The sequence below is a fragment of the Arthrobacter sp. U41 genome (assembly GCF_001750145.1).
GTDB lineage: Bacteria > Actinomycetota > Actinomycetes > Actinomycetales > Micrococcaceae > Arthrobacter.
In genome coordinates this window covers 3,687,000-3,713,541 of the sequence record NZ_CP015732.1, presented here as the reverse complement: position 1 = coordinate 3,713,541, position 26,542 = coordinate 3,687,000, and the positions used below count along the sequence as shown (strand labels likewise).

The following is a 26,542-nucleotide window of genomic DNA, read 5'->3' as shown; positions in this document are numbered from 1 at the left end:
ATCGGCCCGTTAGAATTTGGAGAATTCGTGTCCACGAACCTTGAAGGCATCATCAACCCGCCGATCGACGAGCTGCTGAAGGCTGCCGATTCGAAGTACGGACTGGTGATTTTCGGCGCCAAGCGCGCCCGCCAGATCAACGCTTACTACGCCCAGCTGCACGAGGGCCTGTTCGAGTACGTCGGCCCGCTGGTCGACACCAAGCTGAACGAGAAGTCGCTCTCCATCGCGCTGCGCGAAATCAACGAAGGCAAGCTCGTTTCCACTCCGATCGAACCTGCAGAGTAGTTCCGCAGACGCAGACGGAGTCTCACGTGCGCATAGTCCTCGGAGTCGGGGGAGGGATAGCCGCCTACAAGGTGGCGTCGCTCCTCCGGCTTTTTACTGAAGCCGGCCACGACGTCACAGTCATCCCCACGGAGGCCGCGACCCGCTTCGTCGGCGTCGCCACGTGGGAGGCGCTGTCCGGGCACCCGGTCAGCAACAGCGTCTTCGACGAGGTGCACACCGTCAACCACGTCCGCCTTGGCCACGAGGCCGAGCTGATCGTGGTGGCCCCCGCCACCGCGGACCTGCTGGCCCGCGCCGCCACCGGCCAGGCCAACGACCTCCTGAGCAACACCCTGCTCATGGCCGGGAGCTGCCCGGTGTTGATGGCCCCCGCCATGCACACCGAGATGTGGCAGCATCCGGCGACCCAGGCCAACGTCGAGACACTCCGCAGCCGGGGCGTCACGGTGGTGGAGCCCGCTTCCGGCAGGCTGACCGGCTCGGATTCCGGGCCGGGCCGGCTGCCCGAGCCCGATGCCATCTTCGACGCGGCCCTGGCCCTTGCCGGTGCGCCGGCGGTGCCCGCGACTGTCCCGCTGCCGCCATCCGATGCCACGCTCGCTGCGCCGAGGGGACCGCTGGCCGGCCTCACGGTCACGATCAGCGCCGGCGGCACCCGCGAACCTCTGGACCCCGTCCGGTTCCTCGGAAACCGGTCCTCCGGCAAGCAGGGGGTGGCGCTGGCTGCCGCCGCCCGCGAAGCCGGCGCCAGGGTCCGGCTGCTGGCCGCCCACATGGACGTCATGCCGCCGGCCGGCGTGGACGTCGTCAAGGTGGGGACCGCCCTGGAGCTCCGCAAGGCCGCCCTGCACGCCGCCGCCGATTCCGACGTCATCATCATGGCCGCCGCCGTCGCGGACTTCCGTCCGGCGGATGTCGCCGGGACGAAGATCAAGAAGCGCGACGACGTCGCCGATCCCGTCATCACGCTGGTCCGGAACCCGGACATCCTGCGCGAGCTCGTCGAAATCCGGGATGCCGCCTCCCGCCGCCAGCTGATCGTCGGCTTCGCGGCCGAAACCGGCGACGCCGACGGCGACGTCCTGGACTACGCCGCGGACAAGTTGCGCCGCAAGGCCTGCGACCTGCTCGTGGTCAACCACGTGGGGGAGGACAAGGTCTTCGGCGAGGACACCAACTCCGTAGTCATCCTTTCCCGGTCCGGCTCCGAACGCCAAGAGGCGTCGGGTTCAAAATCCGACGTTGCGGCTGCCGTGATCGACCGCATCAGCGCCGAGCTGAGCCGGGTCGTCCCGCCCGCCTGAACCCGGCGTAAGCAACGTCTCCTTAGCACAGTGACACGCGCCGCCGGACGTCCGTATTCCAACCAGTAAGGTAGTTGAGTGACTTTACCGCTGCACATCCCTGCTTTCCACGGGTCCACGCCCGCCTCGCTCCGGCTCTTCACGTCCGAGTCGGTGACCGAAGGACACCCCGATAAGATCTGTGACCAGATCAGCGATGCGATCCTCGATGCCCTGCTGGCCAAGGATCCCGAGTCCCGGGTGGCCGTGGAGACGCTGGCCACCACCGGGCTGGTCCACGTCGCCGGAGAAGTCACCACCGACGCCTACGTCGAAATCCCGCAGATCGTCCGGGAAACCATCCTGGGCATCGGCTACGACTCCTCGGCCAACGGATTCGACGGTGCCCGCTGCGGCGTGTCGGTCTCCATTGGCCAGCAGTCCAACGACATCGCCGGGGGCGTCTTCAACTCGCTCGAAGCCCGCGAGGGACGCCAGGAGGACGACTACGACCTCCAGGGCGCCGGGGACCAGGGCCTGATGTTCGGCTACGCCAGCGATGAGACCCCCTCCTACATGCCGGTTCCGATCTGGCTCGCGCACCGCCTCTCCGAGCGGCTGACCGAGGTCCGCAAGAACGGCGAACTCTCCTACCTTCGTCCCGACGGCAAGACCCAGGTCACCGTCGGCTACGACGGCGACCGGCCCGTGTCGGTCGAAACGGTTGTCATCTCCAGCCAGCACGCCGAAGGCGCCAGCCTGGACCGGCTCCGCGCCGATCTCGCCGCCCACGTGGTTGACCCGGTCATGGCGCTGTCCAACCTGGACATCTCCCGGGCCCGGAACATCCTGAACCCGGCCGGTGCTTTTGTCATTGGCGGCCCGGTCGGCGACGCCGGCCTCACCGGCCGCAAGATCATCGTCGACACCTACGGCGGCATGGCCCGCCACGGCGGCGGCGCCTTCTCCGGCAAGGACCCGTCCAAGGTGGACCGCTCGGCAGCGTACGCGATGCGCTGGGTGGCCAAGAACGTGGTCGCTGCCGGTCTCGCGAAGCGCGCCGAAATCCAGATCGCCTACGCGATCGGCCAGGCCCGCCCGGTGGGAACCTACGTCGAGACCTTCGGGACCGAGACCGTGGACCCCATCAGGATCAGTGCCGCGATCGCCGAAATCTTCGACCTGCGCCCCCGGGCCATCATCGACGCGCTCGACCTCAAACGCCCGATCTACGCCAAGACCGCGGCCCACGGCCATTTCGGCCGCGATGATCCCGACTTCACCTGGGAGCGACTGGACCGGGTCGACGCGCTGAAGGCTTTCTTCAACGCCTGAGAACGTCCATCCCGGTGCAGTGAATGTCACTGCCCTGTGATGTGCTGTAGCCAGGCCGCCGATCCCGGCGGCCTGGCTGTTCTTTTTGAGCCGGCGCTTATCGGGCCGGCACTGGACCTGGCCGGTACTGGCTTGCTGAAGGGAGGACGAACGATGAGCCCGATCCATGGCGCCGCAGCGCCGGACGAACCGCTCCAGCTGTCGCTGCTCCAGGGCTTCCCCGCCTCCGCGGCTGCAGCGCCCGGCCCGGCCCTCGCGGCCCGGCTCCCGGTGGCACGGGTGCGGCTGGAGTCCTCCCTTCCGCACCTGGACCGGCCCTTCGACTACAGCGTGCCGGCCGGCCTCGACGCCGCGGCACAGCCCGGTGTCCGGGTGAAGGTAAAGTTCAACGGCCAGGAACTCCCCGGTTACCTGATGGACCGGGTGGCGGAATCCGACGCCGGCCACCCCCTCGTCCCGCTGCACAAGGTGATCTCTCCGGTTCCGGTGCTGACCGCCCCGGTCGCGGAACTCGCCGGACGCGTCGCGGCGCGTTATGCCGGCAGCGTCAGCGACGTCCTGCGCGTGGCCGTGCCGCCGCGGATGGCGAAACTCGAGAAGGACCTCGCCCCGGAGGGAGTCCTGGATCCGTCCCTTTTCGCGGACGGGGCGGCCGAGGACGGGACAGGAGCGGCAATTCCTGCAGGTCTCGAGGCCTCCAGCTGGTCCTCCTACCGCAACGGCCCGGCCTTCCTCCAGCACCTCGGGACGGGGGAGTCGCCCCGCGCCGTGCTGAGCGCGCTCCAGGGCTACGGCCCCGGAGGCTGGCCCCGGATGATCGCCGAGGCCGTCGCAGCCGTCCGGCTCTCCGGCCGCGGCGCCATCGTCGTCGTGCCCGACTACCGGGACCTGGACCGGGTCGAAGCCGCGCTCCTGCGGGTCCTGCCGGCCGGGGACGTCGCCCGCCTCACCGCCGACGATGGCCAGACCCCGCGGTACCGCAGCTTCCTCCGGATCCTCAGCGGTGCCGCCGGGGTCGCCGTCGGAACCCGGTCCGCCGCTTACGCCCCCGTCCGCAATCCCGGCCTCGTGGTCTGCTGGGACGACGGCGACGATCTGCACATCGAGCAGCGTTCCCCCTACGCCCACAGCCGCGAAGTCCTGCTGCTGCGCGCCGAACAGGAGGGCGCCGCCTGCCTGCTCGCCGGGCACACCCGGAGCACCGAAACCCAGCGCCTCGTCGAGGCCGGCTGGGCGTGGCCGGTGGAGGCGGACCGCGCCGTCGTCCGCCGGACCGTTCCACGGGTGCTGAACACCGCGGACAGCTTCGAACTCGAGCATGATCCGCTGGCCAGGATCGCCCGGCTGCCCGGGGCCGCCTGGCGCGCCGCCAAGGACGGACTCGAACGCGGCCCGGTGCTGGTCCAGGTGGCGAGGGCCGGCTACGCACCATCGCTCGCCTGCGACAACTGCCGTGAACCGGCGCGCTGTACTGCCTGCAGCGGGCCGCTTGCCATCGCCGGGGCCAGCGGGAGCTCAGCCATTCCACAGTGCCGCTGGTGTTCGACTCCGGCGCCGGACTGGCGCTGCGGAACGTGCAACGGTGTCCGGCTCCGCCGGGGAGCCACCGGCGCCCTCCGCACGGCCGAAGAACTGGGCCGCGCCTTCCCGGGCAAACCGGTGGTCACCTCGTCCGGGGACCGGGTGCTGGCCACGGTCCCTGACTCGAAAGCCCTGGTCGTGGCCACAGTGGGCGCGGAGCCGGTCGCGGACGGCGGCTATGCGGCGGCCCTGCTGCTCGACGGCGATTCGCTGCTGCGGCGCGAAAACCTGCGGGCCGGGGAGGACGCCGTCCGGCGCTGGTTCAACGCCGCCGCCCTGGTCCGCCCTGCGGGCGCCGGCGGTTTGGTGGTCATCACCGCGGACGACGCGGCCGGCGTCGGTGCCCTGCTTCGCTGGGATCCCGCCGGCTATGCCCAGCGGGAACTTTCCCTGCGCCAGGAACTGCAGCTCCCCCCGGCTGTCCGGGTCGCTTCCATCACCGGCGGCCGGACCGCCGTCGGACACTTCAGCGAGGCCGTCGAACAGCAGCTTGGACCGCAGGGAATCGTGCTGCGGACGGCCGGCCCGGCGCCCCTCGTGATGACCGGCGCCCCCGGCCAGGGTGGAGCCGCGGGATCCGGCGTCGAGGACGTGAGGACGTTACTGTTCATCCCGTACAGCCAGGCCACGCAAGTCACACGGGTGCTGCGGGCGGTCAAGGTCGCCGCCGCCGCCAAACGCACGGACGACCCGGTTCAGCTGCGGCTCGACGGCGTGGACGTGCTCTGAACAGGATAATCCCGAATTCGCCGGTACGCTGCGGGGTTGCCAACCGGCGACCCCGCAGCGTACCGGCGAGTCCGGCGTGGATTCTTCGCGCAGGCTACTTCCGGGACGGGTTTTTCGGGTGCCCCGTGCGGCGTGCGCGCAGTGCTACGGCCTCTTCGGCGACGTCCAACAGCCTGCGGGCGGACTCGGCCCAGCTGAACTCCGCGGCGCGCTCCACCGAGCGCATTGAACGGGCCTTCCACAGGTCCGGCTCCGCAAGCTTCCGGACCGCCGCGGCCAACTCCGCCGGCGAATCGGGATGGACGTAACTGACGGCGTCGCCGCCCACTTCGCGGAAGATTGGAATGTTGCTGGCGATCACGGGGGTGCCGTGGGACATGGCTTCGACCAGGGGCAGTCCATAGCCCTCCGCCTTGGAGAGGCTGATCAGGGCCGTGGTGCGTCCCAGCATGGCCTCGTACTCGGCGTCAGTCACACCGTTGTGGAAGACGATGTCCGCGCCCGCCGGTGCCAGGGCCTCGAGTTCCGCCCGGCGTTCAGGGGTGATCCGGCTGAGCAGGTGCAGGCTCATGTCCGGGAGTTCCGCCATGCCCCGGATCATCGTCTCCACGTTCTTATAGGGCATGAAGGAACCCATGTACAGCAGCGTTTTGTCCGCTCCCGCCCCGGGGTCCCGCGGCGTGTGGCCGTGCTGAGGGGCGTTGCCCACGATCCGGACGGGACGCTTGGTCAGACGGTACTTCGAGATCAGCGCCGCGGTCGTGGAGCTGATGGTGGCGACGACGTCGGCCCGGTTCAGCAGCAGCCGCTGCGGCCAGAACGCCTTGTGGTACAGCCGCCAGAGGACCCGGACGGGGGCCGGCAGGAAGCCAGGAGGTGCCGGGTGTTCGTAATAGATCAAGTCGTGCAGGGTCAGCACCAGGGCGTACTTTCGGCCCCAGCTGCCCATGGTCTGCATCGGACATACCACCACGTCGGCGCCGAGCCTGTTGACCTTGCTGGCGACGAACAGCTCGGCAGGGGACAGCGGGCTGTTGATCAGGGTGTACGGCACATCCGGCAGCAGGGCCAGCTGGCGGACGTCGCTGATCAGCATGGAGACGTCGGCGATTTTGGCCGTGGCCGCAATCAGGCTGGCACCGTACCGGCTGATGCCGTCATGGTGGTCCAGCCGGGTGTAGCGGGCATCGATGAGAATTTTCACGCGGAATGGTCCTTCAGGAATCGGCGGATGAAGCCGGCGGCGGGTTCCGGGGTTTCGTAGTGGATCAGATGGCCGACGCCGGGGATAACGTCAAGATGCGCATCCGGCAGCAGGGCCAGCAGGGTGTGCTGGTCCGGCAGCATGGCGATCTCGTCCTTCTCCCCGGCAATCAGCAGCACGGGAAGGGCCAGGCTGCGGGCCACTTCCGCCACGTTGCTGCCGACCGAGGCCTTAAACGCCTCGAGCAGGCTCGCCCGGTCCGCGAATGCGGAGAAATAGGCGCTGTGCTGGGCGTGCACAAAACGGCGGAGCTGTTTGTCCCGGGTCTTCGCCATCGTTTCGCTCATGACCCGGACGATCAGTTGGCTGCGCAGCAGGCCCTGTCCGAGCCGGCGGGGCAGACGCGCGGCGGCTTCGTAATACAGGACGGCCATCTTGGTCATGAGCCCCTTGGGGCCCTCGAGGGCAGGGGCGGCGATCGGGTTGATCAGGATCAGCTCCGAGACCGTGCCGGGGTGGGCCGCCACATAGTGGCTCGCGACAATGGAGCCAAAGGAGTGGCCCAGCAGGACCGTGTCGGGGCCCAGACCCAGGGCCCCCATAAAGTCAGCGATAAACCGGCCGTAGCGTTCAACACTGTGTTCGGCACCCGCGAAAGCGGCAGAGCTGCCGAAGCCGGGGAGGTCCGGCATGATCAGTCGCATTTCGGGGAGCTGGTCGGCCACCCGGAGCAGCCCGTGGTGGTCGCCGCGGAAGCCGTGGATGACCAGGATGGTCCGGGTCTCCGGGGTTACGCGGACCGGTTCGTAGCTCCAGTACGCCACCTTCGTGCCGTCAAGCTCGACCTCGGCGGCATGGGTGCGGGCCTGAAGCCCGGCGCTGAACAGGGGAGTGGTGGGGGAAGGCCCGGTGGCCACGTGTTCCATTCGAGGAGTCCTAATTGACGGTGTCCGGGTCGGAGCCGGTGCGGAAGCCACGTTCCAGACCGGCCAGGGCGTCCATGGCTGCATCGTCGAGGCTGAAGCCGAAGACGTTCAGGTTTTCCCTGATCCGGGCGTAGGAGCTCGCCTTGGGAATGGTGACATTGCCGAGCTGGACATGCCAGCGGAGGATGATCTGGGCCGAAGTCCGGCCGTGCGCAGCGGCGAGGTCCAGCACCACCGGATCCTGCAGGACCTGGCCGCGGCCCAGCGGGCTCCATGCCTCGGTGGTGATTCCGAGCTCTCCGTGCAGGGTCCGCAGCTCCTCCTGCTGAAGCCAGGGGTGCAGTTCGATCTGGTTGACGGCCGGGACGACCTCGGCGGTCTGCAATAGACGGTCCAGATGGGCCGGCTGGAAATTCGAGACCCCGATGGCGCGCGCCCTGCCTTCCCGGTACAGCGTCTCCATGGCCCGGTAGCTCTCGGGGTACAGCCCGCGCTGCGGACAGGGCCAGTGGATCAGGTACAAATCCAGGTATTCCAGGCCGAGATTGGCCATGGAGGTGTCAAACGCGCGCAGCGTGGCTTCGTAGCCCTGGTCGTCGTTCCAGAGCTTGGTGGTGACGAACAGGTCCTCGCGTGAGAGCGACGGTGACGCCTCGCCGGATCCGCCCCGGGCGTCGTCGGGACTCACAAAACTCGACAGCGAGCCAATGCCCCGGCCAACACCTGTCTCGTTTCCGTACATGGCGGCGGTGTCGAAGTGCCGGTAGCCGGCCTCGAGCGCCATGGTCACGAGTCCGGCGGCATCGGCGGGAGGCACCTTGTAGAGTCCGAACCCCAACTGGTCGATCAGGACACCGTTGTTGAGGCTGAGCCGGGGCGAGGGTTTCATAGCATCGACTTTACCGACTCCGCCGCCGGTACTCCCCACGGCAGGCCGTCGCAGGCCAGTTGGACCCAGCCGAGGCCAGCCCGAAATCGGGCAGGTCAGGCTCAGGCCAGGCCCTCGAAGCTGACCAGGCGCCGGGCGCTGGCCTCGTCGAGGATCAGGTCGGTGGCCAGGCCGGCGGCGAGGGCGCCGCGGAGTCCGTTGATCTTGGAGGCGCCGGACACCACGCAGATCCGGCGGCGCACCTGGCGCAGTTGCGCCAGGTCCGGGCCGGTGGAACGTTCATTGAGGGTGATGCCGTCCGCGGAGCCATCGGCGCGGAAGAACACGGTGGCGACGTCGCCCACGACGTCGGAGGTGGCCAGGACGTTCAGGTCGTCCTCATCAAGGTAACCGCCCGCGTAGACGTGGCTGGGGTAGTCGGCGTCGACCGATCCCACGCCGAAAATCGCGATGCTCATGCGGGCCTGCAGTTCGAGGATCCGTTGCACACTGCGCTCATTCCACATCGCCTTTTTGGTTGCGGCGTGGTCGAAGAACGCGGGCACGGGGAACTGCTCCACCCGCGCCCCGTAGGCGCTGCCAAAGCGCCGCATGATGTCCGAGGCATAGGTGATGCCAGTGGTTTGCATGTTGCCTGCACCGTTGAGCTGGACGATCACGCTGTCGTGGGTGATCTTCCGGGTCAGGTGCCGGCTGACGGCGCTCAGGGTCGAGCCCCAGGCGACGCCGATGATGGCATTGGAGTCCACCAGGGGGCCGATGGTCCGTGCGGCCTGCATGGCCACGCGGTCCAGTGTTTCCGCCTCATTCAGCGTGTCCACGACCGGAACGACGTGGACATCGACCTTGTATTCGGCGCGGATCATGCTTGCCAGTTCGGGGCCCGTGTCCAACGGACTGCGGATCTGGATCTGCACCAGCCCGGATTCCCGGGCCGAGGAAAGCAGGCGGGACACGGTGGACCGCGACGTGCGGAGCTCGCGGGCGATCGCGTCCATGGTCAGGTCCTGCAGGTAATACAACTGGGCCGCGCGAAGGGCGTCGGAACTGCGTGAGGGCGTCATCCCATTTCCGTTCTGCACGTTTGTGCATAGTGCTTGACTCCATTTTCCATTAGTCCAAAGAATAGTGTTGAACGGCGCCGCGCCCCGTGGCGCGCCGCACAGGCCCCAACCCAAAGGAGCAGTTCTTGGGACAGAAGTATTCAGCCCGCAACCAGGCGTCGGCCGGCGAGCGAGCATCGGTGCAGAAGCTGCGGTCGCGGCCCCACGCACAGGTGCTGATCATCGGCGGTGGGATCAACGGAGTGGGCACCTTCCGGGACCTGGCCCTGCAGGGGGTGGATGTCGCCCTCGTGGAGCGCGGGGACTACTGCCAGGGGGCCAGCGGCGCCTCCTCACACATGATCCACGGCGGCATCCGCTACCTCGAAAACGGCGAGTTCCGGCTGGTCCGGGAGTCGGTGGTGGAACGCAACCGGCTGTTGCGCATCGCGCCGCACTACGTCAAGCCGCTGCAGACCACCATCCCCATTTTCAGCACCTTCTCCGGTGTCCTCGCCGCCCCGCTGCGTTTCCTCACCCATAAGCAGCAGGGCGCGCCCACAGAACGCGGGGCCTTCCTGATCAAACTCGGGCTGAGCCTGTACGATTTCTTCTCCCGCGACGGCGGTACCGTGCCCCGGCACCAGTTCCGCGGCCGCAAGCGTGCGCTGGCGGAACTGCCGCGCCTGCACCCGGGCATCAAGTACGCCGCCACCTATTTCGACGCCTCCGTCCACAACCCGGAGCGGCTCACCCTTGACGTGCTGCAGGACGGCGAGAAGGCCGGTCTTGCGGCTGCCAGTGACGCCCGTGCCAGCAACTATCTCTCGCTCGTTGCGGTGAAGGACGGTGCTGGAGCCGGGCGCGCCGGCAGCACCGTGGAACTGCGTGACGAGCTCACCGGTGAACAGTTCGACTTCTCCGCGGACATCATCGTCAACACCACCGGCGCCTGGGTCGACCTGACCAACCAGGCGATGGGTGCGCCGTCGTCGTTCATGGGCGGCACCAAGGGGTCGCACATCGTGCTGGACCACCCTGATTTGCTGGCCGCCTGCAACGGCCGCGAAATCTTCTTCGAACACACCGACGGCCGGATCGTGCTGATCTATCCGATGGGCGACCGGGTCCTGGTGGGCACCACCGACGTCGACGCCGATATGGCGGCGGACGCCGTGTGCACGGAGGCCGAGATTGACTATTTCTTCGACCTGATCGGGCACGTCTTCCCGGACATCACCGTGGACCGGGAGCAGATTGTCTACACCTTCTCCGGAGTCCGCCCGCTGCCCAGGCACGAGGCCACCCATCCCGGCTTCGTCAGCCGCGACTACCGGATCGAACGCCGTGCCGGTGCCGGTGCCGCCGCGAAGGACGGCGGCGCCGTCGTGCTCAGCCTCGTCGGCGGTAAGTGGACCACCTTCCGGGCCCTCGCCGAACACCTGAGCAACGATGTGCTCGCCGAACTCGGGATGGAACGGAAGGTCTCCACGGCGAAACTCGCCATCGGCGGCGGCGCCGGGTTCCCCGACAGCGAGGACGGCGTGCAGCGCTGGATCAAGGCGCACATGGCGGCCGGGCGCGACGCGGACCGCACCGCCGGGCTGCTGACCCGCTACGGCACCCGAGCCGAGGAAGTCATCAGCTTCCTCGACGGCGCCCCGGGCTCCGCCCCGGACCGGCCGCTGCATTCGACCCGCGAACTAAGCGTCCGTGAACTGGAGTTCATGGCCCGGAACGAGCAGATCGGGCATCTGGTCGACGTCCTGATCCGCCGCACTTCCCTCGCCTTCCGGGGACTGGTGACCGGTGAGCTGCTGAACGAGGTTGCCGACATCCTCTCCGGCCCGCTGGGCTGGGACGCGGCAACGAGGTCCTCCGAGATCAGCCACGCTCAGGAGGTGCTCAAGCGATTCCACGGCGTCCAGGTCCACAGCCTGGTCTCCTGATAGAACTTCGCGGCCTGACGGGGACGTCCGGGCGCAAGGACTGCGTGGTTCCCCCGGGGACCGGCGCAGTGGCCGGCCGGCAGCGCCAACGCGGTGCCGGCCCAACAGCCCTTCAAACTCGCGACGGGCTGACAACAGAAAATAGAGGGAGTCAAAGATGTCTCTTGGAATAGTTTTCCTGTCCGAAGTATTCGGTACCGCGATGCTGACCCTGCTGGGTTGCGGCGTTGTGGCAAACGTTGCACTCAAAGGCACCAAGGGCAACAACGGCGGGTTCCTGATGGTCACCTGGGGATGGGGCATCGCCGTTTTCTCCGGCGTCTACGTCGCCGCCCAGTCCGGGGCACACTTGAACCCCGCCGTGACCTTCGGCCTGCTGGTCAACGGCAAGAAGGAGTACGCACCCGGCGTCGCCGTCGATTTCGTCTCCACGCTCACCTACTTCGGCGGTGAACTGCTCGGTGCCTTCCTCGGCGCCGTGGTGATGTGGCTGGCGTACAAGCAGCACTTCGATGCCGAGCCGGAGCCCGCCAGCCAGCTGGCAGTCTTCTCCACCGGCCCGGCCATCCGTTCCACACCGTGGAACCTGATTACGGAGATCATCGGCACCTTTGTCCTGGTCTTCGTCATCCTGACCTTCGGCGGGACACCTTCGGGTCTTGGCCCGCTCGCCGTGGCGCTCCTCGTTGTCGGCATCGGTGTCTCCCTCGGTGGCCCCACCGGCTACGCCATCAACCCGGCCCGTGACCTTGGCCCCCGCATCGCCCATGCCCTGCTGCCGATGAAGGGCAAGGGATCCTCGGACTGGAGCTACTCCTGGATTCCCGTTGTCGGACCGCTGGTCGGCGGAGGCCTCGCCGGTCTCGTGGCGGCAATCGTGCCGATCATCGCCACCGCAGCCGCCTAACCCAGCTCACTACGCACTCATTCACCTGCCAGCCCCAAGACAAGGACGTCAACATGAACCAGTACGTAATCGCCATCGACCAGGGCACCACCAGCACCCGCGCCATCGTCTTCGACCACAGCGGCAATATCGTTTCCTCGGGCCAGATGGAGCACGAGCAGATCTTCCCGCAGGCCGGCTGGGTGGAGCACGACCCCGCCGAGATCTGGAACAACACCCGTGAGGTCATCGCCTCCGCGTTGTCCAAGGCGAACCTGACCCGCCACGACATCGCCGCCGTCGGCATCACTAACCAGCGCGAGACCGCTGTCGTCTGGGACAGGACCACCGGCAAGGCCATCTACAACGCGATCGTCTGGCAGGACACCCGCACCCAGCCGATCGTGGACGAACTGGCCAAGGACGGGGGACCGGAGCGGTTCAAACAGAAGGTCGGCCTGCCGCTGGCCACGTACTTCTCGGGCACCAAGATCAAATGGATCCTGGACAACGTCGAGGGCGCCCGCGCCAAGGCTGAAGCCGGGGACCTGGTCTTCGGCAACACCGACTGCTGGGTGCTCTGGAACCTGACCGGCGGGACCGACGGCGGTGTCCACGTCACGGATGTCACCAACGCCTCAAGGACCATGTTCATGGACCTCGAGACGCTCTCCTGGGACCAGGAGATCCTGGACGCCTTCGGCGTTCCGGCCTCCATGATGCCGGCCATCAAGTCCTCCTCCGAGGTCTACGGCACGGTCCACACCTCCCAGCTGCTGCGTGAAGTCCCTGTCGCCGGCATCCTCGGCGACCAGCAGGCGGCGACGTTCGGCCAGGCCGCGTTCGACGCCGGCGAAGCCAAGAACACCTACGGCACGGGCTGCTTCCTCATCTTCAATACCGGTGAGGAAATTGTTCACTCCAAGAACGGCCTGCTGACCACGGTCGGCTACAAGCTTGGCGACGCCGCCCCGCACTACGCCCTGGAAGGCTCCATCGCCGTCACCGGTTCGCTGGTGCAGTGGCTGCGGGACAACCTCGGCATGATCAGCAGCGCCGCGGAAGTGGAGACGCTGGCGGCCTCGGTCGAGGACAACGGCGGCGTGTATATCGTTCCGGCGTTCTCCGGGCTGTTCGCGCCGTACTGGCGTTCCGACGCCCGCGGCGCGATTGTCGGCCTGACCCGCTTCGTGAACAAGAACCACATCGCCCGCGCGGCGCTGGAGGCCACCGCCTTCCAGACCCGCGAGGTGCTCGACGCCGTCAACGCGGACTCGGGGGTGCCGCTGACGGAACTGAAGGTCGACGGCGGCATGGTCGCCAACGATGCGCTGATGCAGTTCCAGGCGGACATCCTCGGCGTTCCGGTCATCCGGCCCAAGGTCGTGGAGACCACCTCGCTGGGTGCCGCCTACGCCGCCGGACTGGCCGTCGGCTTCTGGAAGGACCTCGGCGAATGTTCCGCCAACTGGTCCGAGGACAAGCGCTGGGAGCCGAAGATGGACCAGGCCGAGCGTGAGCGCCAGATGCGCCTCTGGAAGAAGGCCGTCACCAAGTCCATGGACTGGGTCGACGAGGACGTGAAGTAGGCCTTCGGGCACAAAGGAGAGCTCCGGTCAGCAGATGCTGGCCGGAGGTCTCCTTTTTTGTGCTAGACCGCCGCGACCGGTTCAGGCTGGCGCGGCCCGCGCTGGCGGGCCGGTCCCTTCTTGGCAAAGCGCAGGTACAGCGAGGGGACAATGAACAGGTTGACCAGCGTGGAGGTGACGAGCCCGCCCAGGATCACCACCGCCATCGGATGTTCAATCTCATGACCCGGAATGTTCCCCATGACCACCAGCGGCACGAGCGCCAGGGCGGTGGCTAGGGTTGTCATCAGGATCGGGGACAACCGCTCGGCAGCTCCGCGCAGCACCAGGACCCGCCCGAAGGGCATCCCCTCGTACTTTTCCAGGTGCTGGCAGTGGTTGATGAGCAGAATTCCGTTGCGGGCTGCGATCCCCATCAGGGTCAGGAAGCCAACCAGCGACCCCAGCGAGAGAATACCGCCGCTCAGATGAGCCGCAATGATGCCGCCCACAAGTGCCACCGGCAGCGTCAGGATCGTCAGGATCGCCAGCCGCCAGCTGCGGAATGCGGCCTGGAGCAGCAGGAAGACAACGATCACAGCGCCGACCGCGTAGAGCAGTAGGCGCTGCGAGGCGGCCTGGCGCTCTGCATATTCACCGAGGACAACGGCTTCGTAACCGACCGGGAACTCAACTGACTTCATCTCCGACTCGAGCTTCTGGACCACCCTGGCCAGGTCGCCTTCCTTGACGTTGGCGCTGACGTCGATCCGCCGGGATCCCTCCGAACGCTCGATCACGTTCGGAGTGGGCTTGACCGAGATCGTGGCCACATCGGCCAACCGGATCTTCTGGCCGCCCGGCGTATCGAGCGGAAGGTTCTCAATACTGGTGACGCTGGTCCGGGTCTCCGGCGCGCTCCACACCTGGACGTCATAGGCCTTGCCGTCCCGGTAGATGTCGCCGACTTCTTCGCCTGCCACCAGGGTGGCCGCGGCCCGGCGCACGTCTCCGGGCTTAAGCCCGTAGCGGTTCGCCGCCTCCAGGTTCACTTCCACGTTGATCTGCGGAATTTTGGCCTGGAGAGCGACCTTCGCACCCACCGCGCCCTCGATGCCGCCCAGGATGGTCTTGAGTTTGTCAGCCTCCTTGCGCAGCGTATCGAGATCGTCACCGTACACCCGGATGACGACGGCGTAACCGGTGCCGGTCAGGACCTCGCGGATGCGCTCCTTGAGGTACGTCTGAACGTCCCGGACGATGCCGGGGTAGCCGTCAACAACTTCCTGGACTGCCGCGAGGGTTTCGTCATACGGGACGGCGGGGTCGACGCTGATCCAGTTCTCACCAAAGTAGACGCCCACCACTTCGTCGGCGTTAAAGGCCTGTCCCGTGTGCGCCCCGCAGTTGTTCACCCCCGGGATGGTCATGAGTTCCTTGCAGGCCAGCTGGCTGACCCGGACTTCCTCCGAGTTGGAGGTGCCGGGCTGGGTAAGCCAGTGCATCAGAAAATCGCGTTCCTTGAAGGAGGGTAGCAGCGACTGGCCCAACAGCGGGGCCGCCACGATGCCAATGACCCCCAGCGCGCCCAGGGCAAGGTAGCCCGGAACGGGCCGCAGGACGAGGGGCCGAAGCGCCTTGGCGTACCAGCGCTTGAGCACCCTGACGACCGGCGGGTCGCGATCCTCCAGTTTGGCGTTGCGAAGGAAGATGTACGCCATTGCCGGTGTGACGGTCAGAGCCACCAGCATGGAGGCCATGACCGCCAGAGTGTACGAGGTGGCCAGCGGCCTGAAGAACGCCCCCGTCAGCCCGTCCAGGAAGAAGATCGGCACCGTGGCGGCCACGATAATCAAGGTGGCGTAAACGATCGGTCCCCGGACCTCGAGCGAGGCGTTGACCACCACCCTGGCGGTGCTTTCGGTACCGCCGCCGGCCCGGTGCTGGCGGAGCCGCCGGACGATGTTTTCGACGTCGATGATGGCGTCGTCCACCACCACCCCGACGGCAATCACCAAGCCCGCCAGCACCATGGTATTTATCGTGCCCCCGGTCCAGTACAACACCAGGGCCGCGGCCATCAGGGACAGCGGGATCGCTGTCACACTGACCAGTGCGGTCCGCCACTGGAAGAGGAACACGCTCAGGACCAGGATCACCAGGAGGGTTCCAAACAAGAGCGCAACGCCGAGGTTGCCCAGGGATTCCTCAATGAAGGTCGCAGGCCGGAAGATCGCGGTGTCCACGGTGATCCCGGTGAGGCCGGGTTCGAGTTGCTTCATCGCTTCCTCGACGCCGCGTGTGACTTCCAGCGTGTTGCCCCATGGAAGCTTCTCGACGATCAGCATCAGGCCCGGACCGCCGTTGATGACCGCGTCGCCGATGAGCTGCTGGTGGTCTTCCACGACATTGGCAACGTCAGAGAGCCGGAGCGGCGTCTGGCCCTCCCGGTCCTCGACCGCGACCTTCGCCAGTTCCTCAGGGGACGTGATGGGCTGGACGTGCCGGATGCCCAAGGCCTGGCTGGGGGTATCGAGAGCTCCGCCGGTGCCGATGAGCGCGCCGGGGGAGTACTGCAGCAGCCCCGCGTCGAGTGCGTCACCGGTGGAGGTCATCACCGTTTCCAGCGAAACGTTGTGGGCCGCCAGCTTGTTGGGATCAACCTGGACCTGAAGCATCTGGAGGCGTTCGCCCCAGATCGCCACGTTGGCCACTCCGGGAACGCGGAGCAGATGGGCCCTGACGTTCCAGTAGGAGACCATGGACATTTCGATCAGGGACCGTGTGTCCGAGGACAGGCCGATCTTCATGACCCGGCTGGTCGAGGACAGTGGTTGCAGCATCAGCGGCGGCGCGGCCCAGGTGGGGAGGGTCGGTATAACGGTTGCCATCCGCTCTGACACCAGTTGCCTGGCGGTCAGCAGATCCGTGCCGTTCTTGAATTCCATCACGATTGAGGACAGCTGCGGGACCGACTTTGACCTCATATGGTCGAGGCCGTCGATGCCGTTGAAGGCCTCCTCCAGCGGAACAGAAACCAGTTCCTCGACCTCTGCTGCGGTGAGTCCCAGGCAGGCAGTCTGCACCTCGACTTTAGGCGGGGCGAACTCGGGGAAAACGTCCACCGAGGCACTGCTGAGTTGCCCGCCGCCGACAACCATCATCGCCGCGGCGAGGGCAATGATGATCGATCTGAACCGGAGGCTGGCTGCGACTATCCGGCGCATGTCATTTGCCGGTGTTGAACTCGGCGCCGAACAGCTCAGCCGCGCCTACCGTGACCACCTGGGTTCCCGCCGGAGGTCCGGCGGTGGCGGTGACCACGCCGGCCTCCACCCTGCTCACGGCAAGCTCCTGGCGCTCGTAGACCCTCGGTGCCGGGTTGGTGTAAACCCAGGTCTTACCGTTGGCGTCGTACATCAGCGCCCCGTAGGGCAGCTTGATCTCGGTTCCCGAGCCAGCCGTAACCGGCTCGGTCTTCAGTTCCAGCCGATCAATGCCCCGCTGGGTCAGCGTCAGCTTAGCGATGCCGGTGTCCGCGTTCTTTTCCACCTTCGCAGGCGCTTCACTGGCGGCCGGCGGGGCGGCGGCGGGCGTAGCGCAGCCCGGCAGGGAGAGCACGAGGGCTGCACAGACTGCGGTTGCCAAAGATATGCGCCGTGGGGATTTTCGGCTGGTCATTTTGTTTCCACCTTTTCCTGCATGACGGGCTGAACGGGGACTTCCGCTTCGTAAACTTCCGACCACTCTTCCGGGGCGGTCCGGGGACCGAACCAGAGGGCCAGGAGGGGGAACACCAGCAGCGCCACCAGCGTCGCGGTGATGAGGCCGCCAACCACGATCAGCAGCATCGGGGCGACCAGGGCCTGGCCGACGCTGCCGCCAAGCAGAGCCGGCGGTATCAGGACCGTGACGGTGATCAGGGCCGCGTTGAGGACTGGCGCCACCCGCTCACGGGCCGCGGACAGCACCGCTTCGGTGCGGGGCGTTTGCGGCGCTGCCCGCCACAGCTCGTCTGCCCGGGCTGAGAGCAGCACCGCGTTGCGGGCTGTGACGGCCAGCACCGCAGCAACGGCAGTGAGTGAAAGCCAGGAGATCGAGGCCGCACCCAACCACGCGGCGAGGAACGAACCTGACAGCGCCGCCGGCAGGGCAACGAAGACAGCGAGCGCAAGCTTCCAGCTCCGCACCGCGGTCTGGAGCAAAAGCAAAATTCCCACCAGGGCTGCTGCTCCAAGCCACAGCACCAGAGTGTCAGCTGCGCGCAGCTCGCTGTATTTGGCGGGGATTTCGGCGTGGTACTCAAGCGGGAACTGAACCTGCTTTATTGCTGCTTCGATATCGCGCTGGACGTCGGCCAGGGGCCGTTCGGTGATGTCGGCCACGATGTCGATCCGCCGGGAGGTGGCGTCGTGCTGGATGACCACTTCGTTGGGAACCATCCGGACCGCGGCGATCTCGCCGAGCTGGACGTGTCCGCCGTCGGGGGTGTCCAGGAGCAGTTCCCGGATGCTGGTGAGGTCATCCCGGACGTTCACCGCACCACGGACCACGACTTCGAACACCTTCTGTTGTTCGAACATGTTGCCGACGATGACACCCTGCATCAGGGTCGCGGCGGCCCGCCGGGCGTCACCGGGCTTAATGCCGACGCGCTGGGCTGCCTCGAGATTGACTTCGACTTCCACGATCGGGTTCATCGCCGCTGCGTTGATCGTCGGGTTCTGCACGCCATCGATCTTTTGCAGCGCCTTCCGGACGTCTTCGGCTTTTTCGCGCAGGACCGGCATATCGGTGCCATAGACGCGCACCGCGAAACGCGGCTCCAGGCTGTTGCGCATGTCGCCGACTTCCTGCTGTGAGTAGTTCGTGACGTTATTGGAGATACCCGGGTAACCCTGGACTACGTCCCGTACCGCTTGCTCAGTTTCGCTGAAATCGGCGTCTGCAGCCATGGACACCCAGAGCTCGGCGGAATTGTTTCCGACTACCTGGTCCGAGGTGATGGCGCGGCCGATGTGGCCACCCACCCCGCTCACGCCCGGCAGTGCCCGCAGCTCCTCCGAGGCCTTCGAAGCGACCCGGCGGACTTCGTCGGTGGACGTACCGGCCATGGTGTCCCATTGCACCAGCAGCGTCCGGTCCGGAAGCGTCGGGACGACGGGCCGGTTGGCCACCAGCTGGGATCCGGCGGCGAGGCCCAGGGTGCCGATGACGGCAACGGCCACCAGGCTGAGGGTGCGGCGTGAACGGGCACCATCCAGGACCTGGTTGTAGCGGGCCCGGGCACGGCCGGCGGCCGCGGACTCGGCCCGGCGCACCGATTCGCGGGGCAGCAGCATCTGTGCCAGCACCGGCGTCACGGAGAGGCCGACCAGGAGCCCCGCTGCGAGGGCAAGCGCCAGCGACCAGAAGAGCGGATGGAAAAAGGAGCCGCCGACACCGGGTACAAACAGCGTCGGGATGAGGGCGACGACCATGATGAGTGAGGCGTGGAAGAGCGGAGTGCGGATGCCCCGGGCCGAGTCCGTGATGCGGGGCCTCAGGGTTGCCTCCGTTGCAGTTGCCACCGTGGTCAGGGGCCGGCGGCGCTGTGCCTGGACATCCTCCACAACGTCACCGACGATCACGGAAACGCCGAGCAGAATGCCGACGAGCACCGTGATGTTCAGCGTCGCGTTTTGGGAGTACAGCACCACGGCCGCCGTCATGACCGTCACTGTGAGGGCTATCAGTGCGATCACAGCGACGCGCCAGGAGCGGAAAAGCAGCCAGAAAAGCGCAACCGCAATCAGAAGGCTGAGCAGCAGCGCCACACCGAGACCGTCCACGGTGTCCTGAACGGCAGTGGCGGGACGGAACACGTTGGTGTCGACGGTGATGCCGGTGAGCCCGGGACCCATGTCCTGCAGGGCTGCCTCGACATCGCGGGTCACATCCACCGTGCTGGTTCCCGGGAATTTTTCAACCACCAGCATCAGGCCTGCATCCTGGCCAACGACTGCGTCGCCGATCAGCGGCTGATGGTCTTCCTTGACGTTTGCTATATCGCCCAGCAACATCGGCTGGGGCGCGTCCTCCACACTGACCTTGGCCAGATCCGCCGGGGTGCGGATGGGAAGGACGTGCTGGATGCCCAATCGCTGGCTGGGGGACTCCACGAAACCGCCGGTGCCCGGAGTGGACGCCTCAAGGAAGCTCAAGGGGGAGACCCAGACCGCATTGCCTGCGGTCTTGATGATTTGTTCCAGGGTGATGCCCCGGTCGCGCAGCTGGGTGGGAGTGACCTCGACCTGAAGCTGCTGTTCACGCTGGCCCCAAATGGACACGTTCGCTACCCCGGGAATGCCGACCAGACGCGGTTTGATCTTCCAGCGGGCCAGGACGGACATCTCAATGCCGGAGAGTTGCCTGGAATTCAACCGGACCATCAGCACGCGGCTGGTGGAGGACATCGGCTGCATGATCAGCGGCGGGGACGAAACGTTCGGCAGGGCGTGGGCCTGGGTCATCCGTTCCGCCACCAACTGCCGTGCACGGAGCAGGTCGGTGCCCGGCTCAAAGACCAGTTCAATCGACGAGAGCCCCGGTACGGATTTGGACCGGATCTCGTCCAGCCAGGCCACCCCGTTGAGGAGGTCGGCCTCCATCGGGGAAGTGATGAGCTGTTCCACCTCAACAGCGGACAGGCCCAGGGCTTCGGTCTGGATCTCAACATGCGCCGGTGCGAACTCCGGCAGGGTATCCACAGCGATGCGGGGAACGTTCACGACGCCGAAGGCAACCAGTCCGCCGGCGAGGGCCAGAACAAGGATACGGAAGTGCAAACTGAAGCGGGTTATCCAGCCGAACATGGCTAGGCCATTTTCTGGTGGCTGCCGGCAGCGCCGATGCGCTCCGCCGGGAGAATTAATTTGTGCAGCACTGAAACGCGGAAGGGATACATGGCAGGCTCCTCAACCCGAGACAATTTGACAAATCCCCCAGGGATCTTGGGAGAATAGTGTGCCTGTCCGGCGCCTTTGGCAAGACCGCCGGATTACCCGTAACGACGGGCATTTGGAGGGGTTGGAAGATCAAAGCACTGCACATTCAACGAATGTCCAGGGACTACGTGGAGGGCCCCATATCAACCTCTTGGACGGCCGAAAATACTACCTAGTGATTTGTGCGAACTACTCGCGCATAATCTTCCGCCACTCGCCGTTGGGGTAAATGGTTTTAAAAGTAAGTACCGCTGTTTTTCAAGTTCCGGTTTATAACAATCTGGGCGCAGGCCGGGTCCGCCAGTTTCTCCGCCTGCGACCCGGGCCGTCTCAGCGTCGCTCTGGCCACAGCGGGAAACGAGGGAGGGGCCAGGCTCCACCCGCCGGGCGGCCGAAGGCGCTAAAGTAGTTGTATGCGTGCGATCCTTCTGCTTAGCTAGCCGCCGGCATTCCGAGGAAAGTTCGGACTGTCGAGCGGCCGCCCCTCCGTGTCGAGGGGCTTTTGTGCGTCTGGGCCCTTTCGGGGCCGGCGGCAGGGGGCAGGGGCCGAGCGCCAAGGGCCCCGCTAGTACAGACTTGACGGTAATCAGGCTTGAAGAACAGAAGAGGCCAGCAGTGAGCGTTCAGCCGGAGACAGAAACCGGAACAGCAGGAGTCGGGACGGACGGCCCTGAGGAAGGTGCCTACAGCTTTGCGGCAATGGAAGCCCGGTGGCCGCAGGTCTGGGAGGACCTGAAGGTCTTCGCACCTGTCGATGACGGTTCCAGGGAACGCCGCTACGTTCTGGACATGTTCCCGTACCCGTCCGGTGACCTGCACATGGGGCACGCCGAAGCGTTCGCCATGGGCGACGTCGTCGCCCGCTACCTGCGCCAGCAGGGCTACGACGTGTTGCACCCGATCGGCTGGGATTCCTTCGGCCTGCCGGCGGAGAACGCCGCCATCAAGCGCAACGCCCACCCCAGCGAGTGGACCTACGCCAACATCGAGACCCAGGCGGCGTCCTTCAAGCGCTACGCCATCTCCGCCGACTGGTCCCGCCGGATCCACACCTCCGACCCGGAATACTATCGCTGGACCCAGTGGCTCTTTAAGCGTTTCCATGAGCGCGGGCTGGCCTACCGCAAGAATTCCCCAGTCAACTGGTGCCCCACGGACCAGACAGTGCTGGCCAATGAACAGGTCGTCAACGGTGCCTGTGAGCGCTGCGGCACCCCGGTCACCAAAAAGTCCCTGAACCAGTGGTATTTCAAGATCACCGACTATGCCGACCGGCTGCTCGATGACATGGACGAACTGCGTGGCCACTGGCCAGAACGCGTCCTGGCCATGCAGAAGAACTGGATCGGCCGGTCCGAGGGCGCGCACGTCAACTTCGTGATCGAGGCCGACGGCGGCAAGCCCGCCAAGGACGTCACGGTGTTCACCACCCGCCCGGACACCCTGTACGGCGCGACGTTCTTCGTCGTCGCCGCGGACGCGCCGATCGCCGTCGAGCTGGTCACGGAGGAGCACGCTGCGGCCCTGGACGCGTACCGCGAACAGGTCAAGGCGCTCAGCGAAATCGAACGCCAGTCCACCGAGCGCGAGAAAACCGGCGTTTTCACCGGCCGCTACGCCATCAACCCGCTCAACGGCGAGAAGCTGCCCGTCTGGGCCGCCGACTACGTGCTGGCGGACTACGGCACCGGCGCCATCATGGCCGTCCCGGCCCACGACCAGCGCGACCTCGACTTCGCCCGCACCTTCGACCTGCCGGTCCGGGCCGTGCTGGACACGGGCGAGGAAGATCCCGCAGTCAGCGGCACCGCGACCTCCGGCGAGGGAACCCTGATCAACTCCGGCGCCCTGGACGCACTGCCCAAGGCAGAAGCCATCCCGGCCGCCATCGAAATTCTGCAGCAGCAGGGCACGGGCGAGAAGTTCGTGAACTTCCGCCTGCGGGACTGGCTGCTCAGCCGGCAGCGATTCTGGGGCACCCCGATCCCGATCATCCACTGCCCCGCCTGCGGGGAAGTCCCGGTCCCGGACGACCAGCTCCCCGTCACGCTGCCGGCCGACCTGCGCGGCGAAGACCTGTCCCCGAAGGGCACGTCGCCGCTGGCCGCCGTCGAAAGCTGGGTCAACGTCGCGTGCCCGAACTGCAGCGGCCCGGCCAAGCGGGACACGGACACCATGGACACCTTCGTGGATTCCTCGTGGTACTTCCTGCGCTTCGTCTCCCCGCAGTACACCGAGGGCCCGTTCGATCCGCAGAAGATCAACGACTGGATGCCGGTGGGCCAGTATGTGGGAGGCGTGGAGCACGCCATCCTGCACCTGCTCTACGCACGGTTCTTCACCAAGGTCATCCACGATCTGGGCATGATCGACGCCGACGAGCCGTTCAGCGCGCTGCTGAACCAGGGGCAGGTGCTCAACGGCGGCAAAGCCATGAGCAAGTCGCTGGGCAACGGCGTGGACCTCAGCGAACAGCTGGACAAGTACGGCGTCGACGCCGTCAGGCTCACGATGATCTTCGCGTCCCCGCCGGAGGACGACGTCGACTGGGCGGACGTTTCACCGTCGGGCTCCGCGAAGTTCCTGGCCCGCGCCTGGCGCCTGGGCCAGGACGTCACAAGCGCTCCCGGCGTCGACTACGCCGCCGGGGACCGGGCCCTTCGCACCGTCACTCACCGCACCATCGCCGACGCGGAAGCGCTGCTGGACCACAACAAGTTCAATGTGGTCGTGGCCAAGCTCATGGAACTGGTCAACGCGACCCGCAAGACTATTGACGCAGTCAGCGGAGCGGGCGGCGCCGATCCGGCCGTCCGTGAAGCCGTAGAGACCGTCGCCGTCATCCTGAGCCTCTTCGCGCCGTACACGGCAGAAGACCTCTGGAACGTGCTGGGACATCCCGCCTCGGTGGCCAACGCCGGCTGGCCGAAGCACGACCCGGCCCTTCTCGTGCAGGACACCGTGACCGCCGTCGTCCAGGTCCAGGGCAAGGTCCGGGACCGCCTGGAAGTCTCGCCAGAGATCGGCGAGGACGAACTGCGGGAACTGGCCCTGGCCTCGGAAAACGTCCAGCGTGCCCTCGACGGCCGCGGGATCCGTACGGTGATCGTCCGGGCGCCTAAACTGGTCAACATCGTCCCGGCCTGACCGGCCGCGGCTGGCCGCCGGTGTGAACCGGTGGCCGGCCATCAGGAAGTGTCCCGAGAACGAGAGCAACGACCAGGAGGTGCTGCGTGCCCCACCGCGACCCCGCGGGGTGGCTGTGGCTGAAGGAGCGCCTCATCCCGCTCCGTCAGGCCCGCCGGCCCGAAGCTGTCCCCGCTGTTCGCACGGCCATCGTCACGGATTCGGCCGCTGCATTGCCGGCCGATTGGGTCCGTGCCTTCTCAGCCGACGGGCGGCTGACCGTGGTACCGATGCCCGTGATGGTGGGTGCGGAAATCTACGGCGAAGGCGAGGATGACATCGCCGATACGATCGCCGTGGCCCTTGCGAGCGGCACACCGGTCAAGACGTCGCGTCCTTCGCCCGGGCAGTTCGAGCAGGCTTATCTGGCGGCGCAGAGGCGTGGTTTCGAGGCCGTTGTGTCCGTCCACATTTCGGGCGAACTGTCCGGGACTGCGGACTCGGCCCGGCTCGCCGCCGCGCGCGTGGGCATTCCCGTGGAGGTCCTGGACTCCCGCACCGTCGGCATGGCGCAGGGGATGGGTGTCCAGAGCGCCGTTGTCGCCGCGGCGGACGGCAGGACCGCGGCGGAAGTGAGCGAATCCACGGAAGAACAGCTGGCCCGCACCAAGGTGTACTTCTACGTGCCGAGCCTCGAACAGCTGCGCCGCGGCGGACGGATCGGCGCCGCGGCCTCGGTCTGGGGGACCATGTTTTCGATCAAACCCATCCTCGCGGTAGAGGACGGGCGGGTGGTTCCGCTGGAAAAGGTCCGGTCGGCTGCGAAGGCCATCGCGCGGCTCAAGGAGATCGCTGTGGCCGACGCCGCCAGCCGGCCCGCGGGCCAGGCCCGGCTCGCCGTCCACCATTTCGGCAACCCGGCGGAGGCCGAACAGCTCGCCGCGGAACTGACGGAATCGGTGCCCGGCTCTCCGCCCGTTCAGATCAGTGCGCTGCCGGCCGTGCTGGCTGCCCATGCCGGACTGGGTGTGCTGGCGGTGATCGTGGGGGAGAGCGGCGCCCCCGCGGCCCCGAAGGCTCCCTCCTCGTCCTAGGCCGCCACGATTGGCTGGCATGGCTGCGGGCGTTATTTACCGAAGCGCCTTGGTAGAACGAGCCGCTCTGTTGGAGAAACTCAGGGTCCTGACCCTCCTCGCCTGAGGACAAACCGTGCTCGTGAGGACAACACCTGTCCCGGCGTCGTCCGGGCGGGCGTCCGCGGCCCAGCGGCCGCTCTGGCGGGGTTCCTCAAAGTGTCATAGCCCCCTGATGTACTGGGTTTATGGAAAGCACGGACTGGTGTGCGGAGGGCAGGGCGGCGCTGGCGGCTGTTGCGGCGTGGACGGCGGCGCTGGATTCCGTCCCCCCGGCTGGCGCTGGCGGCACGGCTCCGTCCGGTGCTGTTCAGACTGATCCGGCGGGTGCTGGCACTGCTCCGTCCGACGCTGATCCGCTGTGGGAGGATCCGTTGCGGGATTTGGCGGATGGTTGCCTGGATGGCCTGGCCGTCATGGCGCGGTGGGAGGCGCGGGCGGCTGCGTTGAAGGTGCGGCTGTGGCGCGAACGCCACCACCGGGAGAGCATCGAACAGCGCCATGCCAGGTGCGCGGCGGACCGGCGGGTCGAGTTCCGCCCGGACAGTGACGGGATGGCCTGGTTCTCCGCGTACCTTCCGGCCGATACCGCCGCTGGGATCTGGGAACGGACCACCACCGCGGCCGCCCGCGCCCTGCAGGGCCCGGACGAGGAACGCACCCTGACCCAGCTCCGCGCCGACATCGCCGCCACCTGGCTGCTCACCACAGGCACTACCGGCACTACCGGCAACAATGGCACCACAGGCGCTGGTGGGGAGGGTGCGGTGTGCGGGGGTGTGCCCTCGCCGCGGGCGCAGGTCCTGATCACCGTCCCGGTCCTGTCCCTGCTCGGCGCCGGGGAGGAACCGGCGATGCTGGACGGGTACGGGCCGATCCCGCCCTCGATGGCCCGCCGCCTGGTCACCGACGGCGCCGGGTCCTTCCACCGGGTCCTGGTGGATCCGCGGGACGGGGCGCCGCTGGAAATCGGCCGGACCAGCTACCGCCTCACCAAAGCCCAGCGGCACTGGCTGATGCTCCGCGACGGGAGATGCCCGTTCCCGGGGTGCAACAACCACTCCCTGGACAACGAAGCGGACCACCTCCTGGCCTGGGCCGACGGAGGCACCACCGGGATCACCAACCTCGGACAGCCCTGCCGCAAACACCACAAGCTCAAACACAACTCAGCCTGGACACCGGCCGGGGCCAGCAAAACCGCCCCGCCGGGCTGGACCTCCCCGACCGGACGGCACTACCCCAGCGAACAGCAGGACTGGGAACCACCCCACTGGCCGGACGGCTGGCCGTTGTTACTCCTGACCGCGGACATGGACGCAGCCATCGACGCGGACGCGGACCCGGAACCACCTCCGGATCCTGGACCGGAACCGTCATGGCCCGCGGATCCCGACGCGGATCCGGAACCGGAATGGCCCAAGGATCCCTTCCCGGACTGGTACCCATTCACGGCCGGGGCACCATTCCCGGACGTCCGCGCCGACGACTTGGATTGGCTGGATCGCCCGGCTGAATCCGTCCTGGAGTACTTCCTCGTCAAATCTCTCTGATCGACGGGAGCGAACCGTCCGCCCCTTGGCTACTGTGGTTGCCGATCAAAGGGCCGGATA

Annotated in this window: 16 protein-coding genes and 1 pseudogene; 10 read left to right on the top strand and 7 right to left on the bottom strand. The window is 66.9% G+C overall.

What is annotated here, in order from left to right:
* Positions 1 to 27: 27 nt before the first annotated feature.
* The 4 genes from rpoZ (at position 28) to ASPU41_RS16870 (ending at position 5,219) form a co-directional block, all read left to right on the top strand.
* On the top strand, positions 28 to 288 hold the full coding sequence (gene rpoZ, locus ASPU41_RS16885) for a DNA-directed RNA polymerase subunit omega (protein ID WP_011692102.1): 261 nt from the start codon (positions 28 to 30) through the stop codon (positions 286 to 288).
* Positions 289 to 314: 26 nt separating this feature from the next.
* Positions 315 to 1,595: a bifunctional phosphopantothenoylcysteine decarboxylase/phosphopantothenate synthase gene (locus ASPU41_RS16880; RefSeq protein WP_069951892.1), complete on the top strand. Its 1,281-nt coding sequence runs from the start codon at positions 315 to 317 to the stop codon at positions 1,593 to 1,595.
* A 78-nt stretch (positions 1,596 to 1,673) separates the two neighbouring features.
* Complete coding sequence (gene metK / locus ASPU41_RS16875) at positions 1,674 to 2,909, top strand: methionine adenosyltransferase (protein ID WP_069951891.1); 1,236 nt, start codon at positions 1,674 to 1,676, stop codon at positions 2,907 to 2,909.
* 153 nt (positions 2,910 to 3,062) lie between these two features.
* Positions 3,063 to 5,219 (top strand): primosomal protein N', encoded by a 2,157-nt coding sequence (locus tag ASPU41_RS16870; protein WP_069951890.1) that lies wholly within the window; start codon positions 3,063 to 3,065, stop codon positions 5,217 to 5,219.
* A gap of 94 nt (positions 5,220 to 5,313) precedes the next feature.
* Here ASPU41_RS16870 and ASPU41_RS16865 read toward each other — a convergent pair whose 3' ends face one another.
* The 4 genes from ASPU41_RS16865 to ASPU41_RS16850 form a co-directional block, all read right to left on the bottom strand.
* Positions 5,314 to 6,423: a glycosyltransferase family 4 protein gene (locus ASPU41_RS16865; protein ID WP_069951889.1), complete on the bottom strand. Its 1,110-nt coding sequence runs from the start codon at positions 6,421 to 6,423 to the stop codon at positions 5,314 to 5,316.
* A complete protein-coding gene (locus tag ASPU41_RS16860; protein WP_069951888.1) occupies positions 6,420 to 7,349 on the bottom strand; it encodes an alpha/beta fold hydrolase in 930 nt (309 codons plus the stop codon). The genes ASPU41_RS16865 and ASPU41_RS16860 overlap by 4 nt, the downstream gene beginning before the upstream one ends.
* Positions 7,350 to 7,359: 10 nt before the next feature.
* Positions 7,360 to 8,238 carry an aldo/keto reductase gene (locus tag ASPU41_RS16855; RefSeq protein WP_069951887.1) on the bottom strand — a complete coding sequence of 293 codons (879 nt, stop codon included), beginning with the start codon at positions 8,236 to 8,238 and terminating at the stop codon, positions 7,360 to 7,362.
* Positions 8,239 to 8,339: 101 nt separating this feature from the next.
* Positions 8,340 to 9,302: a sugar-binding transcriptional regulator gene (locus ASPU41_RS16850; protein WP_069951886.1), complete on the bottom strand. Its 963-nt coding sequence runs from the start codon at positions 9,300 to 9,302 to the stop codon at positions 8,340 to 8,342.
* A 125-nt stretch (positions 9,303 to 9,427) separates the two neighbouring features.
* On the opposite strand from ASPU41_RS16850, the gene ASPU41_RS16845 reads away from it, so the two are divergent.
* The 3 genes from ASPU41_RS16845 to glpK all read left to right on the top strand — a co-directional run bounded on the left by ASPU41_RS16845 (position 9,428) and on the right by glpK (position 13,705).
* A complete protein-coding gene (locus ASPU41_RS16845) occupies positions 9,428 to 11,230 on the top strand; it encodes a glycerol-3-phosphate dehydrogenase/oxidase (protein ID WP_069951885.1) in 1,803 nt (600 codons plus the stop codon).
* A gap of 157 nt (positions 11,231 to 11,387) precedes the next feature.
* Positions 11,388 to 12,137, top strand: coding sequence for an MIP/aquaporin family protein (locus ASPU41_RS16840; RefSeq protein WP_069951884.1), 750 nt, complete (start codon positions 11,388 to 11,390; stop codon positions 12,135 to 12,137).
* Positions 12,138 to 12,190: 53 nt separating this feature from the next.
* A complete protein-coding gene (gene glpK, locus ASPU41_RS16835) occupies positions 12,191 to 13,705 on the top strand; it encodes a glycerol kinase GlpK (protein WP_069951883.1) in 1,515 nt (504 codons plus the stop codon).
* Between the two features lie 62 nt (positions 13,706 to 13,767).
* Here glpK and ASPU41_RS16830 read toward each other — a convergent pair whose 3' ends face one another.
* The 3 genes from ASPU41_RS16830 to ASPU41_RS16820 are packed head-to-tail and all read right to left on the bottom strand — an operon-like array spanning position 13,768 to position 20,538.
* Positions 13,768 to 16,911, bottom strand: a complete 3,144-nt coding sequence (locus tag ASPU41_RS16830; RefSeq protein WP_069951882.1) for an efflux RND transporter permease subunit — start codon at positions 16,909 to 16,911, stop codon at positions 13,768 to 13,770.
* A gap of 1 nt (position 16,912) precedes the next feature.
* Complete coding sequence (locus ASPU41_RS16825; RefSeq protein WP_083266585.1) at positions 16,913 to 17,332, bottom strand: hypothetical protein; 420 nt, start codon at positions 17,330 to 17,332, stop codon at positions 16,913 to 16,915.
* A 29-nt stretch (positions 17,333 to 17,361) separates the two neighbouring features.
* Positions 17,362 to 20,538, bottom strand: coding sequence for an efflux RND transporter permease subunit (locus ASPU41_RS16820; RefSeq protein WP_069951880.1), 3,177 nt, complete (start codon positions 20,536 to 20,538; stop codon positions 17,362 to 17,364).
* 747 nt (positions 20,539 to 21,285) lie between these two features.
* Here ASPU41_RS16820 and leuS point away from each other — a divergent pair.
* From leuS to ASPU41_RS22230, 3 genes and pseudogenes are all read left to right on the top strand, one after another.
* On the top strand, positions 21,286 to 23,817 hold the full coding sequence (leuS, locus tag ASPU41_RS16815) for a leucine--tRNA ligase (RefSeq protein WP_069951879.1): 2,532 nt from the start codon (positions 21,286 to 21,288) through the stop codon (positions 23,815 to 23,817).
* 86 nt (positions 23,818 to 23,903) lie between these two features.
* Positions 23,904 to 24,890 carry a DegV family protein gene (locus tag ASPU41_RS16810; RefSeq protein WP_069951878.1) on the top strand — a complete coding sequence of 329 codons (987 nt, stop codon included), beginning with the start codon at positions 23,904 to 23,906 and terminating at the stop codon, positions 24,888 to 24,890.
* A 425-nt stretch (positions 24,891 to 25,315) separates the two neighbouring features.
* Positions 25,316 to 26,482: pseudogene (locus ASPU41_RS22230) on the top strand (DUF222 domain-containing protein); the annotation flags it as partial.
* Positions 26,483 to 26,542: the final 60 nt, after the last annotated feature.